The sequence below is a fragment of the Streptomyces sp. NPDC046122 genome (genome assembly GCF_056429965.1).
In genome coordinates this window covers 74,085-89,290 of sequence record NZ_JBWKLQ010000009.1, presented here as the reverse complement: position 1 = coordinate 89,290, position 15,206 = coordinate 74,085, and the positions used below count along the sequence as shown (strand labels likewise).

11 protein-coding genes and 1 pseudogene are annotated in these 15,206 nt (G+C 70.0%); 10 read left to right on the top strand and 2 right to left on the bottom strand.

The annotated features are described in order from the left end of the window. Positions 1–66 precede the first annotated feature (66 nt). The 9 genes and pseudogenes from AC07FK_RS23440 to AC07FK_RS23400 all read left to right on the top strand — a co-directional run bounded on the left by AC07FK_RS23440 (position 67) and on the right by AC07FK_RS23400 (position 9,727). On the top strand, positions 67–2,754 hold the full coding sequence (locus AC07FK_RS23440; protein WP_479106871.1) for a helix-turn-helix transcriptional regulator: 2,688 nt from the start codon (positions 67–69) through the stop codon (positions 2,752–2,754). 184 nt (positions 2,755–2,938) lie between these two features. After that, a pseudogene (locus AC07FK_RS23435) lies at positions 2,939–3,204 on the top strand (hypothetical protein); the annotation flags it as partial. Positions 3,205–3,331: 127 nt separating this feature from the next. Then, positions 3,332–3,529 carry a hypothetical protein gene (locus AC07FK_RS23430; protein ID WP_479106870.1) on the top strand — a complete coding sequence of 66 codons (198 nt, stop codon included), beginning with the start codon at positions 3,332–3,334 and terminating at the stop codon, positions 3,527–3,529. Positions 3,530–3,913: 384 nt separating this feature from the next. Continuing rightward, entirely contained in the window at positions 3,914–4,576 is a 663-nt protein-coding gene (locus AC07FK_RS23425) for an HdeD family acid-resistance protein (RefSeq protein WP_479106869.1), read from the top strand. A 166-nt stretch (positions 4,577–4,742) separates the two neighbouring features. Beyond that, entirely contained in the window at positions 4,743–5,213 is a 471-nt protein-coding gene (locus AC07FK_RS23420) for an SHOCT domain-containing protein (RefSeq protein WP_479106868.1), read from the top strand. Positions 5,214–5,247: 34 nt separating this feature from the next. Beyond that, the gene (locus AC07FK_RS23415) at positions 5,248–5,673 is read left to right on the top strand and encodes a DUF7144 family membrane protein (protein ID WP_479106867.1); all 426 of its coding nucleotides are present in this window, start codon (positions 5,248–5,250) and stop codon (positions 5,671–5,673) included. A gap of 58 nt (positions 5,674–5,731) precedes the next feature. Next, positions 5,732–7,081, top strand: coding sequence for a diacylglycerol/lipid kinase family protein (locus AC07FK_RS23410; protein ID WP_479106866.1), 1,350 nt, complete (start codon positions 5,732–5,734; stop codon positions 7,079–7,081). A gap of 508 nt (positions 7,082–7,589) precedes the next feature. Continuing rightward, on the top strand, positions 7,590–8,111 hold the full coding sequence (locus AC07FK_RS23405; protein ID WP_479106865.1) for a DUF485 domain-containing protein: 522 nt from the start codon (positions 7,590–7,592) through the stop codon (positions 8,109–8,111). Continuing rightward, positions 8,108–9,727, top strand: a complete 1,620-nt coding sequence (locus tag AC07FK_RS23400) for a sodium/solute symporter (RefSeq protein ID WP_479106864.1) — start codon at positions 8,108–8,110, stop codon at positions 9,725–9,727. The genes AC07FK_RS23405 and AC07FK_RS23400 overlap by 4 nt, the downstream gene beginning before the upstream one ends. 935 nt (positions 9,728–10,662) lie before the next feature. On the opposite strand, the gene nhaA is transcribed toward AC07FK_RS23400, so the two are convergent. Together nhaA and AC07FK_RS23390 are read right to left on the bottom strand one after the other, a co-directional pair. After that, positions 10,663–11,961 (bottom strand): Na+/H+ antiporter NhaA, encoded by a 1,299-nt coding sequence (nhaA, locus tag AC07FK_RS23395; RefSeq protein WP_479106863.1) that lies wholly within the window; start codon positions 11,959–11,961, stop codon positions 10,663–10,665. A 251-nt stretch (positions 11,962–12,212) separates the two neighbouring features. Continuing rightward, positions 12,213–13,748, bottom strand: coding sequence for an alanine/glycine:cation symporter family protein (locus tag AC07FK_RS23390; protein WP_479106862.1), 1,536 nt, complete (start codon positions 13,746–13,748; stop codon positions 12,213–12,215). A gap of 877 nt (positions 13,749–14,625) precedes the next feature. On the opposite strand from AC07FK_RS23390, the gene AC07FK_RS23385 reads away from it, so the two are divergent. Beyond that, complete coding sequence (locus AC07FK_RS23385; RefSeq protein WP_479106861.1) at positions 14,626–15,156, top strand: hypothetical protein; 531 nt, start codon at positions 14,626–14,628, stop codon at positions 15,154–15,156. Positions 15,157–15,206: the final 50 nt, after the last annotated feature.

Sequence of the window (15,206 nt, the reverse complement as noted above, 5' to 3'; positions counted from 1 at the left end):
GCGGGAAGGCTGGGATGCTGAGGGAGGGGAGCGCTGCTCCTTGACCTGGAGAGACGGTGGTGGGTGGTGAGCGCCGTAGCGGAAACCGAGGACAACGCCGAGGGGCCGGCCGATCCGACCGCCCCCTGCACCGATCCCCTGGGAGACCCGTTTCTGCGCACACGGATCGCGCTGCCGACGCGGCCCGCCACCTATCTGCGCCGAGAGCGGCTCGTCCAGCACCTCGACCAGGCTCTCCAGACGCCATTGACCCTGGTCAACGGAGCCGCCGGGGCGGGCAAGACCCTGCTGACCGCCGACTGGGCCGCCGGCTTGCGACAGCCGGTCGCCTGGCTCACCGCCGAAGAGGGGGACCAGCGCCCCGGCGTGTTCTGGTCCTACCTCCTCCAAGCCCTGCGCGCGGGCGGTGCGCCCACCTCCGCAGCGGTCGGGGCTCCGGCGCAGGCCGCCCGGGTGGACCGCAGACTCCTGGCGACGCTCGCCGCCGAGCTGAACGAACGTGACCGGCCGGTGGTCGTGGTGATCGACGAGTACGACCGCGTGACGGCTCCCGAGGTCGCGGAGCAGCTGGAATTCGTCCTGCACCACGCCGGGCGGGGCATGCGCCTGGTCCTGGTCACCCGCACCGAGCCACTGCTGCCGTTGCACCGCTACCGGGCGGCGGACGAGTTGACGGAGATCCGCGCGGCTGAGCTGGCCTTCACCCCCGAAGAGGCCGTCGCGCTGCTGGAACTGCACGGCCTGAGCCTGCCCGTCGACGCCGGGCGCGCCCTGGTGGACCGCACCCGGGGCTGGGCCGCCGGCCTGCGCCTGTGCGCCCTCGCGGCGCGCGAGAGCGCCGACCCGGCGGTCTATCTCAAGGAATTCGAGGCCGGCCGCAGCACTGTGGCGGACTTCCTGCTGGCAGAGGTCCTCAAACGGCAGACGCCCGAGACACAGGACCTCCTGCTGCGCGTCAGCGTCCTTCAGCGCTTTTGTCCCGCTCTGGCGAACGCACTGACCCACCGCGGCGATGCCGAACCCCTCCTCGTCGAGCTGCACCGCGAGAACGCGTTCGTCGAGGACCTCGGGCACGCCTGGTACCGGCTTCATCCATTGTTCGGGGAGATACTCCGGGCTCACCTTCGGGTCAGCCTCCCCGGGCTGGAGCCCGAACTCCACCGGCGGGCCGCGCAGTGGCTGCGCCGCTCGGGATCCCTCACGGAAACACTCGCTCACGGAGCGGCCGCGGGCGACTGGGGATTCACCGCCGGGGCCCTCGTCGAAGACCTGGCGATCGGACAGCTCTTCACCGGCCTGCGGTCGGGCGACCTCGACCAGTTGTTCGCCGGGATGGATCCGGAGGCCGCCGGCCCGGCGGCGGACCTCGTCCGCTCGGCCCGCGACCTGTCCAGGTGCGACGTGGAACGCGGTCTCACCCACCTGCACCACGCCGAGAGGCGGCTGGCCGCCGACGCGCCCGACGGGGCGGCCGCGCAGCTGAGCTGCGCGCTGCTGGAGGCCCTGGCCGCCCGGCTGACCGGTTCTCCCGAACGGGCCGAGAAGGCCGCGCAAGCGGCCGGTCAACTCCAGCGGGAGGTCCCCGGGCACCTCCTGGACAAGCATCCCGAACTCACCGCGCTCCTGCTGACTCATCTGGGCTCCACACGCCTGTGGGCCGGGCACTTCGAGGACGCACGTGCCGCCCTCACCACGGTGACCGGCACCCACGGCGGATCGTCCACCGCGCTCCCCCGTCAGGAGTCGATGGGGTACCTGGCACTGATCGACTACCTGAACGGCTGGATCGGCAGGGCCGAGCGCAAGGCTCTCGCGGGGGCCGCTGAGGCGGAGCGGTTCGGCCTGCCCCAGCCGTACGCTTCCGGCATCGGGCTGCTCGTGCTGGCCGCCGTTGCCGTGGACCGCGATGAACTGGGCCGCGCCCAGGCACTCCTCGATGAGACGGCCCACCTGCCCTCGGCGAGGCACGATCCGGTGATGGCGGCGGGACGGGCCATCGCCCGCGACCGTCTCCTGCTGGTCCGCGGCAACGCGCGGGCCGCCGCCGAGGTGGCGGACACGGGCGTCTCCACCGCCGTGGCCTCACCCTGGGCAGCAGGCCATGAGGCGCTGGTCGCCTCCGCAGCGCACCTGGCCGAGGGACGGCCGGAGAGGGCCGTCGAGGTGCTCCAGGGCGTGTCGGGCGACCAGCCGGCGTGTGCGGTGGAAGCCGCCCGGATGCTGCTCGCCGCGGGCCGTCCCGAAGCGGCGCTCGGCCTGCTCGACAGCATCCGCACCGGAGCCCGGACCGGCCCGGCGGTGACCGTGCGCGCAGCGTTGGCCAGGGCTCAGGCCGCGCAGGAGGCGGGGGACGCGACCACCGCCCGCAAGCTCGTCGCGCAGGCACTCCTCGACGCCCGGCGCGAGCGGCTGCGAAGACCGTTCCTCGACGCCCGGCCCTGGATCCGCCCGCTGTTGTCCACCGCGCCTCTCAATGAGCTGGCCGCGGACTGGCTCACGCCCGGCCCGTCGCGTCGCGCTGAACCGGCCGCGATCGACGCGCCGCCCGCCGCGCTCGTCGCGGAGGAGCTGAGCGGGCGTGAGCGTGATGTCCTTCAGCGGCTGGCCCGGATGATGTCGACCGAGGAGATCGCCGCCGACCTCTACGTGTCGGTGAACACGGTGAAGACCCACCTCAAGAGCGTCTACCGGAAGCTGGCGGTGAACCGCCGCAACGAAGCGGTACGTCGCGCCCGCGAGCTCGGACTGGTGTGACCCGCGTCGGCGGATGCGCGGGCGAGATCCCCTCGACCACAGGCGGCCGCTGAAGGCGGTGCCGCGCCGGAACAGCCGCGCTCTCCCCCCGTTGCGGGTGAGGCGCCGGAGGAGTTGCGGGGATGCGATGGGGGAGTGGCGGCAGTGCACGCGGCGGCTGCCGCTCACTCTCGTCACCGTCGGCCTGAGCGTATGCCGCGAGGAGTGGCCGATCGTCAAGGCGGCCGTCCCGCCCCCGCCGCTGCGGTGGCCGTGAGCCCGCTCCTGGGGCTGGACGTGTGGGGCGCCCTCTGGTTGGCGGTGTCCGTCGCCGTGGCGGGGCAGGTGGGCTGGTCGGTGGCGGCGGCACGCCGGGCCGGTGCTTCGCGGCGCCTCATGGCCGGCACCGCCTCGGTCGATCTGCTGCTCGGTCTGCTGATCATCAGCTTCAAGATCGTCCTGACGCACTGAACCAAGTCGTCGGTGTGGCGGGGCAGTTCACCTGTACCGGGTGAGGCCAGGCCGGGCGCCGACGGGGGACGATCAAAGGGAAGGGCGCCGTCCACCTCCCCCACGCAGCCCGCCGGGAGAACAGCCCATGCGCTATGAGATCCGCGTCGAGGGACACATGTCGGAAACGCTGGCCCAAGCCTTCCCGGAGCTGGGCCACGTCATGATGTCCGGCCAAACGGTCCTGTTCGGCCCTGTCGTGGACGAGGCGCACCTGTACGGGCTGCTGGCCCGCTTCCAGTCCCTCGGACTGCGCGTTGTGGAAATGCGGCAGTTGCCGGAGTGACCGACCCCCGGCGGTGACCAGGGCGGCGACGATGAACACGGCGCGGGCGACGGCCGCCCGCTGACCGAGTGGCAGTCGTCGACCCCGCCGGCGCGCGGCCGGCCCTGATCCGGTGCGCTCCCTGCGGGCTGCCTCGCCATCGATCATCGCGAGTCTCTTCGTGTCGTTGCGCCGCACGTCTCTGCGGGCCGGCGCACATTGGTTCGCCGCATTGCCGGCGAACACCTGCACCTCCCACCACACCGCTACCGCGACGCCGGCGGATCACCCGCCGTGGGTGACCCGGCGGCCGGCGGCGCGCGGGACGCTGAGGCCATCAGGCCGCCGCACAACCGCCACGCCGGCGGTCGAAAGCGGCCCCCTCGAACGCGCGAGGAGCACCCCATGACCGAATCGCGTGATGCGGCACCGCCCACCGGACCGCAGCACTTGCCCGACGCGGCGGACCCCCGTCCGATGGGCGACGCCGCGGACGTGCTGGCGCGCCTGGGCCGTTCCTGGACCTGGATCCTGGGCTCGGCCGTCGCGACGCTGGTGCCGGGCATCCTGGTCCTGGTGTGGCCGGACGTGACCCTGCACGTCCTGGCGGTCCTCATCGGCCTGTACCTGCTGGTGACCGGGGGGTTCCGGTTCGTGGCCGTCTTCGCCCGCACCGAGCACGGTGAACGGCTCCCCGGGTTGCTCGTAGCGGTGCTGTACGTCCTGGCCGGGGTGCTGTGCCTGCGGAACCCGCTGCAGACCATCGCCGCGCTCTCGCTGATCGTCGGCGTCGTCTGGCTCGTCTCCGGCGTCCTGACCCTCTACACGGCCCTCGCCACCAAGGATCTGCCGCACCGCGGCGTCATCCTGGCCCTCGCGATGCTTGCCATTGTGGCGGGAATCGTGGTTCTCGCCCTGCCCGCGGAGTCGGCCCGCGCCCTGACCCGGCTGCTCGGCCTGTGGCTCGTCCTGCTCGGCCTCGCCGAGGCGGCGCTCGCCCTCGCGTGGCGTGCCGCGCTCAGAAAGGCACGTACGACGGGCCCGCACGACCCCGCCACGACGGCATGAACCCGAACCGCCGAACCCTGATCCCGCCGCGGGGGCGCGTCCGCGCACCGGCCATCAGGCCGCCCACAGCTCACCCGCGTCGGGTGAGGCGCCCGAACCTGATCGTGTCCACGCTGAGAGCAGTACCCCACGGCAGCCGGGCGAGCGCCCGGGACGGAGGCCGGACATGAGCGCCCAGACGTACCTGGCGTACGACTATCCCCTGCTGAGCGTGTTCTGGAGCATGCTCGTCTTCTTCCTGTGGATCATGTGGTTCGTCCTGCTCTTCCGCATCATCACCGACATATTCCGTGACGACGCGCTGAGCGGATGGGCGAAGGCCGGCTGGCTGGTGTTCACCATCGTCCTGCCCTTCCTGGGCGTCTTCGTCTACGTGATCGCGCGCGGCAAGAACATGGGCCGCCGGGAAATGTCCCAGGCCCGGGCGCGACAGGACGCCTTCGACACGTACGTCAGGCAGTCCGCGGCCGGTGGCCGGCCCAGCAGCGTGGAAGAGCTGGCCAAGCTGTCCGAGATCCGCGCCCGCGGCGACATCACGGACGAGGAGTTCAACAGGGTCAAGAACCTGATCCTGAGCGGCCACGAATCGGTCGGAAGCTCAGGCGCGGCAACGACAGCCACCCCCTCCGGACGCTGAACACGTGCCGGACGACACGAAAGCAGGTTTCATCATGGCCACGACACACTCGCGGCAGGCGGACGCGACGAGGCAGGAATGGGCAAGCGGTCTGACGGTAGCCGGCGGCGTCCTGCTCATGATCGTCGGCGTGCTCGACATCTTCCGCGGCATCATGGCGATCGCCGAGGACGAGGTCTTCCTCAACACGCCCAATTACGTCTTCAAGTTCGACCTGACCAGCTGGGGCTGGATACATCTCGTCCTGGGGGCGATCGCCGTGATCGTGAGCCTCGGGCTGGTCCGGGCCGCGACGTGGGCACGCGTCGCCGGTGTGGCCATCGCCGGACTCGTCATCATCGCGAACTTCCTGTCCCTGCCGTACTACCCGGTCTGGTCAGTCGTGATGATTCTGATCTCGAGCTTCATCATCTGGGCGCTGTGCGTGGTCCGGCGCGACGACTCCTTCGGCTCGCACTAGCCCGCACGTACGGCACGTGAGCGAAGCGGGCCCGCCACAGGAAAGGTCACGGTGGCCCATGAACGACAGCCCACGATCCAGCAGGGCCCACGCGCCGGGGGAGCGCGGTGTCGGACGGGCCCGCCTGGCCGTCCTCGCCCTGCTGGCAAGCATCCTGGTGCCGCTCGTCACGGCCGGTCTGCGCAGCGTGCTGTGGGTACTGGTCGGCGTCGCCGGACTGGCGCTCGCCGCCATGGGGGTGTGGTGGGCCCTGGCGCACACCGGTGTCGTCCGCGCCCTGGGAGCGGTCGTGTCGGTGGCCGCCCCGGTGGCCGTGCTCGCCCTGTACGCGGCATCCGGCATGCTGTGGGCCGCGTGCCTGTCCCTGGTCCTGTGGGCGCTGGCCGTCGCGACGGCGCGCACCGCTCTGGCGCCCGGGCCCACCGTCGTTGAACAGGCGGTCGCCCAGGCGCCCCAGCACCCCTGGATCCTCATGAACCCGCGCTCCGGCGGCGGGAAAGTGGGCCGTTTCCACCTCGAGGAGAAGGCTCGGACGGCGGGATGCCGCGTCTGCCTGCTCGACGGATACCAGGACGTGGCCGAGCTGGCCCGACAGGCCGTCGCCGACGGAGCCGACCTCCTGGCCGTGGCGGGCGGCGACGGCACCCAGGCCCTGGTGGCCGAAGTCGCGGCACGCCACGACCTGCCGTTCGTGGTGGTTCCCGTCGGAACCCGCAACCACTTCGCCCTCGACCTCGGCCTCGACCGCGACAACCCGGCGCAGGCCCTGGACGCCCTGTCCGACGCCGTCGAACTCCGCGTCGACCTCGGCTATGCCGCAGACCGAGTCTTCGTCAACAACTCCTCCTTCGGAACGTACGCCTCCGTGGTGGCCGACCCCGCGTACCGCGATGCCAAGAAGCGCACAGCCCTCCAGGCCCTCCCGGGCCTCCTCACGGGCCCCGACGCACCCAGGCTGCGGATGCGGGCCGACCAGGCGTACACCGAAGGGCTCCAGGCGCTCCTCGTCAGCAACAACCCATACGGCCGTGCCGTCGACGCGGCCCGGCCCGGACGCAGGGCGCGACTGGACTCGGGGCGACTCGGCGTGGTGTGCGTACGGGTCGACAGCGCCGCCCAGGCGGCGCGCATGGTGCGCGGCCCACGTGCCGAGGGACTCATCCGGCTGACCGCCGAGAAAGTCGTCGTCGAATCCGACACGGCCACCCTCCCGGTCGGCATCGACGGCGAACACACCGTGCTGCCCGCACCCGTCGTATGCCGCAGCGCACCCGGGGCCCTGCGGGTCCGCGTGCCACGGCACCGCCCCGGCACGCCACGGGCGAGCGCGGCGGCGGCCGACTGGCCACGCGTGGCGCGACTGGCGCTGGGCCGCACCGAGCCCACCGTGCGCGTCCAGCAGGACTGATTCGCCACCTGCGCAACCATCGCCGCGACCCCCGCGAGCACACGGCGCTGTGACACCGCCTGCTCCACCTGCCCCGTACGCCTGTCGTGGCACCCGCCGTGCCACACCGCCCGCTCGACGCTCCCAAAGTGGTTGCCGGCGTGTACTGCCGCCGCGGTTGGTTCGCGCGCCGGCCGCCGCTCCGCCGCAGACCGAGCGGCGCGGCCCGGTCGCGGTGGTCATCGCCCCGGCCGGCATCGTCATCGCAGTCGCTGCCTGATCCAACGCGCCCGGACCCACTTCCGTTGGCTCCAGGACCCAGCGTCCCCCGGTCTGGACGGGGGCTTCGCACCAGACGTCGTCATGAGCCCGTTTGTCTCCGGTTCGCTCCTCGCCCCGCCCCTGATCTGTATCGACCCCGCCATCCAGTCCGTGGGATGCGTCATACCTCAGGGCTCTACCCATGAGTAACATGCGCGCACCACCCAGCACCACACACCGCCTCCCCGCGGCGGTAAGGAGCAAGCCGATGTCGTACCAACGTCCCTTCCCGGACCCACCCCCCTTCCGCAACGCCTGGGGGGACGGGGCCGCGCAAACCTGGGACGCGCCGCCGCAGCGTGAGGATCATCGCGAGCAGCCATACCCGCACAGTCCTCACCGGGACCTCGACGAGCTTCGCTCCGGATACCGCAGGCTGCGTCGGGTCTCGACGTTCACCGCACTCGCGTACTTCATCCTCTTTCTCATCTTCTCGGCGTTCGCGCCCGGTCTGATGACCAGCGAGATCACCGGCGGGCTCAACGTCGGCCTCGTACTCGGGCTGTGCCAACTACCAGTGGCGCTAGCGGCGATCGCCCTGTACGAGCGCATCGCGCGCGACCGCATCGACCCGCTTTCCGCGTCCATCCAAGAGCAGACTCTTCGAGCGGCACAACACTCCCGCAGCCCCCGGGCCCGCCGCGGCCCCCGCGCGGATGTTCCCGCGTACCCCGTCGGACAAGACCAATGGCAGTGGCCGGGCGGACCTGTGGGAGGTGCCCGGTCATGACTGAATTCAGCTCCGGGGCGCAGACAATGTCGCTGATCGCGTTCATTACGGTCATCACGGTCACACTGCTGGTCTGCGTGACGACCGGACCCGATCGCGACGACCTCGGCGAGTTCTACACCGGCTACCGCTCGTTGTCGCCCATACAAAGCGGCCTCGCCATCGCCGGTGACTACATCTCGGCCGGCACCGTACTCGGCACCATCGGCATCATCGCGCTCCTCGGCTTCGACGGCATCACGCTCACCCTCAGCACCGTGCTGTCGCTGGTCCTGATGATGTTCTTGCTCGCCGAACCTCTGAGCAACGCCAGCCGGTTCACGATGGGTGATGTCTTCACCCACCGTGCCCCCGGGTCCCTCGTACGGATCACCGCATCCCTGGTCACCCTTGCCGCGCTGCTGCCGCTGGTGATCTTCCAGCTCGCCGGCGCGGGTGACCTGCTCTCCGTCGTACTCGGCTTCCACTCCGACGGGTTCAAGACCGGAGCGATCGTGTTCCTCGGTCTGCTGATGATCACCTACGCGGCGATCGGAGGGATGAAGGGCACCGCGTTCATCCAGATCGTCAAGACCCTCGTCCTGCTCGGCGCGGCCACCGCCATCGCGGTGCTCGTCCTCAAGCGGTTCGATTTCAGTCTGCCCGCGCTGCTCGACGCCGCCAAGAAGGGAAGCGGGGCCGGGGACGCGTACCTCGCCTCCGGCCTGCAATTCGCGGGCGACGACTTCGACATGATCGGCACACAGCTCACGGTCGTGCTGGGCGCGGCGGTGCTGCCGCACATCACCATGCGCATGTTCAGCTCGCGCAGCGCGACCGCCGTGCGGCGCTCGCTGTCCTGGGCCGTTTCAACCGTCGTCGTCACCTGCCTGCTGCTCGCGGTGATCGGCTTCGGCGCGGCCGCGATCGTCGGGCATGACGGTCTGGTCGCCGGTGACCCGCAGGGCCAAACGGCGTTCCTGATGGTCAGCCAGGCGCTCAGTGGTACGGACCCGAGCACCGTCGAGACACTGCTGTTCACGGCGGTGGCCACGGCGGTCTTCCTCACCCTGCTCGCCTCGGTCGCCGGCATCACCCTCGCCTGCGCCAACACCCTGGCGCACGACCTCATCGCGCACGGCTTGCGGCGCAAGGCGGCTCTGAACGACTCCACGGAGATGGCCATCGCCCGTACGGCCGCAGCGGGAGTCGGACTCGCCGCGATCACGTTCGCGGCCGCCGCCCGGCACCTGAACCTGCAGGCGCTGCTGACCCTGTCCTTCTGTGTCGGCGCGTCCGCGATCGCTCCCGCGCTCGTCTACAGCCTCTTCTGGCGCCGCTACACCCGCGCCGGCCTGCTCGCCACCCTCATCGTGGGCACCGCAGCCAGCATCACCCTGACGATCGGCAGCAAACTGGTGTCGGGTTCACCGCAGTCCATCTTCCCGGACCACGACTTCAACTGGTTCCCGTTCACGACGAGCGGCATCGTCTCCGTCCCGCTCGGCTTCCTGGCCGGCTGGCTCGCCACGGTCGTCCGCGACCGCGGCGCAGCCGATCAGCACCGCCGTTACGAAGAGCTGGAACCGACGATCCTGGCCGGCACACCGGCGACGGCAGGCGCCAACAGGTCCTGAACCGGCTTACCCCGCCGGACACGGGCGCCCGGCAGATCGGCGGCCGGGCGCCCACCCTTCAGCGACGTGACCTCAGGGCTCACCCCGGATGTGCCCATCGCACTGTCGGCTTGCTCCAGATCCTGGCTGCCCGGGGGTCCGTGTATCGCGGGCGTATCGGAAAGCGCATACGCCATGGCAACGGCCCTCCCTCTCCAATGGGCCCTGATCCACAACATATCCCTGTCAACACCGTCCCACCGCACGCGCAGGATCGTGCTTCTCAGCCTGGCGATCCTCGGCATGGCGAGCGCTGTGTTCGTCGTGCGGCGGCCGCTCCTGATGGCCGCTCCGATGTGCGTCGCCGGGCGGTGGCACGGCTGCTTCGACTCGTCACGGTCCGGCTTCCCAGCGCGCCGATGTGGCCGGCACCCCCGGAGCCCGACGTCGTCCACCGTGCCGACGACGCCTTTGCCCGCACACACTATGACCCTGGCCGGCCCCCGGCGGAGCCCGTCCAACCGAGAGCGCGTTCGCCTCCGGGCTCCTGCTTTTCGTATCCGGCGGTCATCTCGGTGGTGTGGCCGGCTGGGTCGCGTAGCGGCGGCGTAGGTGGGGGGAAGGGAGCCGTCGACCGTACGGCCCGCATGCACGACACCGCTGTCGCCGATTTCATCGGCTACGCGCAACAAGCGTGCTTGGAGCATAGCCAGGACACCGTGAGCCGTTACGTCGACGGACTCGCACAGTTCGTCCGCGCCTGGCACGACTGGATCGTGAACTCTCCGCGCTACGGCTCTGGCATCCCCGCGGCCCGCCACTGAGATCGCCGCCGCCGCACCGGGAACCTGGTGCTTCACTGCCTGGCGGCGCGAGGCCGTCCTCACGCCGCTCGGGTGGCCACTGCCGTCCGTGGACAAGCGACCGTGCTGGTCGCAGCACCGTCAACGAGTTCGTCAGTTCTCGCCGGTAGTGGTCCGCTGGTAGATGTCGGGGATGCCGTCGTGGTCGTCGTCCCGGTTCTCTTCCTCGTACAGGCGGCGGTAGATCCCGTTGCGGCGCTTGATCAGCAGTGCGGCCAAGACCGCCGCGATCAGCGATCCGATGAGGACTGCGGCTTTGATGTGCTCGGCCGCGGTCGGGTCGGGGAAGGCGAGTTCGCCGATCAGCAGGGCGACGGTGAATCCGATCCCGGCCAGTACGGCGAGGGCGAAGACGTCGGCCCACGCCAGGTCCGGGTTCAGCCGGGCTCGGGTGTAGCGGGCGGCAAGGTAGGTGCCCGCGAAGATGCCCAGGGTCTTGCCGACGACCAGTCCGAGCACCACCCCCAGCGGCTCCGGCTGGGTGAAGACCTCCGAGAGCGACGCTGCGGAGACACCGACGCCCGCGGCGAAGAGAGCGAACAGCGGTACCGCGACACCAGCCGATACGGGGTGCAGCAGGTGGGAGGTGCGCTCGGCGGGCGTGGAGGTCTCGCCCTTGTCGCGGGTGGTGCGCAGGATCAGGCCCATGGCGACGCCGGCGACGGTCGCGTGGACGCCGCCGTTGTACATCAGGGCCCAGGTGGCGACGCCGAGCGGGACGTACCACCACCAGCCCCGGACGCGGTAGCGCTGCAGGAGGTAGAAGACGACCAGACCGGCCAGGGAGCCGCCCAGAGCCATGAAGTTCAGGTCGCTGGTGAAGAAGATCGCGATGATGAGGATCGCACCCAGGTCGTCGACGACGGCAAGGGTGAGCAGAAAGGCCCGCAGCGCGGAGGGCAGGTGGGTGCTGAGGACCGCCAGGACGGCGAGTGCGAAGGCGATGTCGGTGGCCATGGGCACCGCCCAGCCGTTGAGGCTGCCCCCGCCTGCCGCCACCGTGGCCGCGTACAGGGCGGCCGGCACCACCATGCCGCACAGCGCCGCGACGACGGGCAGGGCGGCTGTGGCGGGCGTGCGCAGTTCGCCGACCACGAATTCGCGTTTCAGCTCGATGCCGGCGACGAGGAAGAAGATGGTGAGCAGTCCGTCGGCGGTCCAGTGCTGCACGGAGAGGTCCAGGCCGAGGGCCGGTATGCCGAAGTGGAAGTCGCGTATCTGCTCGTACGCCTCGCTCCATGGGGTGTTCGCCCACACCAGCGCCACCACGGCGGCGGCCAGCAGCACCAGCCCGCCGACCGTTTCCGTCCTCAGAGCCTGGGTGACAGCCGTGCGCTCGGGCAGCGGCAGCAGACCGAGGAAGGGGGAGCGCTCGCGCGGGGCGGCAGCCATGAGAAAAACCTCCGGGGCGTCGACAAGTGGGCATACGGCCCCTAGGACGCCGACCAGACTTCCCGGCACACCGCGCGTCGGATGCGGCCGCCTGGAGCGGACCGTAGACGCGTTCCGTCCACCCTAGCTGCCCTCCGCCGATCACGCCAGATACCGTTTCACCTGCTGAAACGCACAACGAGCGGGTCCGTACACACCAAGGCGCGAGGAGGTGTGTACGGACCCGCTCAGGGGTCGGTGCCGCGTTGCGGTCAGACGGTGGTCTTCACCGACTCCTGGTCTTCGTCACCCTCGACCGTCTCGCCGGCGTTGCGGGCGCGCACGTACTCCAGGAAGGAGTTCAGTTCGCGCTTGACGACCGGGGCCAGGAGGTAGAGGCCGATGATGTTGATGACGGCGAGCATGAACAGCACGGCGTCGGCCATGTCGATGAGGGTCTGCAGCGTCAGCAGCGAACCGGCGATCGCGAACAGCGTGTAGAGGACCTTGTACGTCAGCTCGCTGGCCTTGCTGCGGCCGAAGAGGTGCGTCCATGCCTTGAGGCCGTAGTAGCCCCAGGTCAGCACCGTGGAGATGGCGAACAGCATCACCGCGAGGGTGAGGATGTACGGGAACCAGGGCATCACGGTACCGAAGGCGTCGGAAGTGATCGTGACGCCGACGGGATTCCCGTCCTTGCGCGCCTGGACGTAGCTGTCCGGGTTGGCGATGACGATGGTCAGCGCGGTCATCGTGCAGATGACGACAGTGTCGATGAACGGCTCGAGCAGGGCGACCAGGCCCTCGCTGGCGGGGTGCTTGGTCTTGACCGCGGAGTGGGCGATCGGCGCGGAGCCGAGACCCGCTTCGTTGGAGAAGGCGGCCCGCTTGAAGCCGACGATCAGCGCGCCGAGGACACCACCGACGACACCCTCGGGGTTGAAGGCCCTGTTGATGATCTCGCCGATCGCGTCCGGAACAGCGGTGACGTTGACCAGGATGACGACCAGGCAGGCGGCGATGTAGATGCCGGCCATGGCGGGCACGAGCTTGCTGGTGACGCTGGCGATCGAGCGGATGCCGCCGAGCAGCACGATGCCGACGAGGGCGGCGACGAGGATACCGAAGAACAGTGCGCCGGCGGAGGAGCCGATCAGGCCGCCCTCTCCGCCGGTGACGGAGACCAGCTGCGCGTACGACTGGTTGACCTGGAAGAGGTTGCCGCCGAAGAGGCCGAAGAACAGGATCATGAAGGAGGCGAGGACACCGAGGACCTTGCCGAGGGTCTTGCCCTTCTTGCCGAAGCGGTCGGCCAGACCCTTGGGCAGGTAGTGCATCGGGCCGCCGGAGACCGTGCCGTCGGCGTGCACCTCGCGGTACTTCACACCGAGGGTGACCTCGACGAACTTGGTGGCCATGCCGAGCAGGCCGCACAGGATCATCCAGAAGGTGGCGCCGGCGCCACCGATCGTGACAGCCACCGCGACACCGGCGATGTTGCCCAGGCCCACGGTGCCGGAGACGGCGGCGGTCAGCGCCTGGAAGTGGTTGACCTCGCCGGCCGACCCCTTCTCGTCGTACTTGCCGCGCACGACGTCGATGGCGAGGCGGAACTTGCGCACCTGTACGAACCCGAACCAGCCGGTGAAGACCAGACCGGCGACAACGAGCCAGGTGACGATGAGGGGCACCTCCGTCCCGCCGACGGGGACGGAGTAGAAGACGACTTCTCCGAGCCAGGTGGCTATGGGCTCGAAGAATCCGCTGACGGCTTCATCGACGGACTTGGTGATGGAGTCGAGTGACACGTTTGGCTACCTCGATGGCGCAGGGGCCGACGCGCGGGAGGCTGCGCCGGTTGATGTGCGGTCTTTGAGCGAACGCCGTTGTCCGATCGGCGACCCGGGAGCTGGGGTCCGCGGACTCGGACCTTGACACCCTGGTGGTGCTGCCGGTGCGTGCCGGCACTCCGCGGTCCAGGGGAGAACCACATGCGGAGTTGCGCAGTTCTACCACGCCTTTTACTTCATCTTTAGTGATGCAGATCACATAACGCACAGTTAATTTCAGATGGGCACTGAACGTAATCGCTCCGTTATTCGGTCAGTCGAGTGCGTTCGCAGGGCATCTATCTCCCGATAACTCCCTCATGCCGGGCGTAATCACCTAAACCGCCGAGCGGTTCAGGTAGTGCGACGCTACGTTGCGTGACCATTGAGTCAGAGGGAAAGTCCGGCGGTCGGCCTGCGCACGCGCGCCGCGGCGGGGACATGGCGGTGCCGTGCATCCGCAAGGCCACCGCGAGCGCGCGGACGTTCCAGCCCCCGAAGCGGGCGATCCGCCGACGCAGCCTGGGCAGTGCACCGCCGACCGCTGAGGCGGAGGGGGGTGGTGCGTGGGACGGCGCAGCGGCTTCGCCTGCGGTGCCCGGCCGGGCCGTCCCGCCGCCTTGCCCGCACGTTGCCTGCGGGGTCTGGTTCCCGCCTCCGGCTCGGGCCGGCGAACGCGGGGCCGGTCACCGGCATCAGGGAGTCGTCAAGATTGCCGGAGGACGGCAATGCGGGCGGACGGCCCGCCCTGCCAGCATGAGGCGGCCGAGGCAGCCGGCCGCGCATTACGCCGGGATCAGGAAAGCAAGCAATTCGCTCGGCGCGGGCCGGTCGACGTACCAGGGGGGGGCGAACCATGAGCGCGTTTGTGACTGCCGCGGTCACCTTCCCCACGGCGTTGTTCACCGCGGCTCTCGTGGTCGTCATAGCCTTCTGGCTGCTGGTGATGCTCGGCACCGTCGGCCACGACAGTTTCGACGCCGATGTGGACACCGACGCTCTGCGTCTCGGCGGGGTGCCGGTTTCCGTGTCCGTATCGCTGCTCGTCGCGCTTTCGTGGTCCTTGGCCCTTGCCGGTTCCGTCCTGCTGACACATACGGGCATGTCCGGCGCACTATTTCACCTGCCCAAGGCTGTCCTGCTCTTCGCCTCCGTCGTCGCCGCCGGGCGCCTGACCCAGGTACTCGTACGCCCGCTGGCGAAGCTCTTGCCCGACGAACCCGGGCCGTCCCGGCAGGACTCCGTCGGTCTGACCTGCACTATTCGCACGGGGCGGGTGGACGCGGACTTCGGCCGGGCGGAGGTCGCCGCTCGGGACGGCTCCACAGCCCTCGTTCAAGTCCGCCAGAACGACCCAGGCCGGCAGGTCCTCGACCCGCGCGGCTGACCGCGCCGCTCCACACCCTTTCTCCTTCTCTCACCACTCCTGGGGTTCCT

Excerpts from the sequence above, each read along its gene's own strand:
- AC07FK_RS23430 (WP_479106870.1), top strand. The coding sequence starts at position 3,332 with ATGCGCTATGAGATCCGCGTCGAGGGACACATGTCGGAAACGCTGGCC.
- AC07FK_RS23425 (WP_479106869.1), top strand. The coding sequence starts at position 3,914 with ATGACCGAATCGCGTGATGCGGCACCGCCCACCGGACCGCAGCACTTG.
- AC07FK_RS23420 (WP_479106868.1), top strand. The coding sequence starts at position 4,743 with ATGAGCGCCCAGACGTACCTGGCGTACGACTATCCCCTGCTGAGCGTG.
- AC07FK_RS23415 (WP_479106867.1), top strand. The coding sequence starts at position 5,248 with ATGGCCACGACACACTCGCGGCAGGCGGACGCGACGAGGCAGGAATGG.
- AC07FK_RS23410 (WP_479106866.1), top strand. The coding sequence starts at position 5,732 with ATGAACGACAGCCCACGATCCAGCAGGGCCCACGCGCCGGGGGAGCGC.
- AC07FK_RS23405 (WP_479106865.1), top strand. The coding sequence starts at position 7,590 with ATGTCGTACCAACGTCCCTTCCCGGACCCACCCCCCTTCCGCAACGCC.
- AC07FK_RS23400 (WP_479106864.1), top strand. The coding sequence starts at position 8,108 with ATGACTGAATTCAGCTCCGGGGCGCAGACAATGTCGCTGATCGCGTTC.
- nhaA (WP_479106863.1), bottom strand. The coding sequence starts at position 11,961 with ATGGCTGCCGCCCCGCGCGAGCGCTCCCCCTTCCTCGGTCTGCTGCCG.
- AC07FK_RS23385 (WP_479106861.1), top strand. The coding sequence starts at position 14,626 with ATGAGCGCGTTTGTGACTGCCGCGGTCACCTTCCCCACGGCGTTGTTC.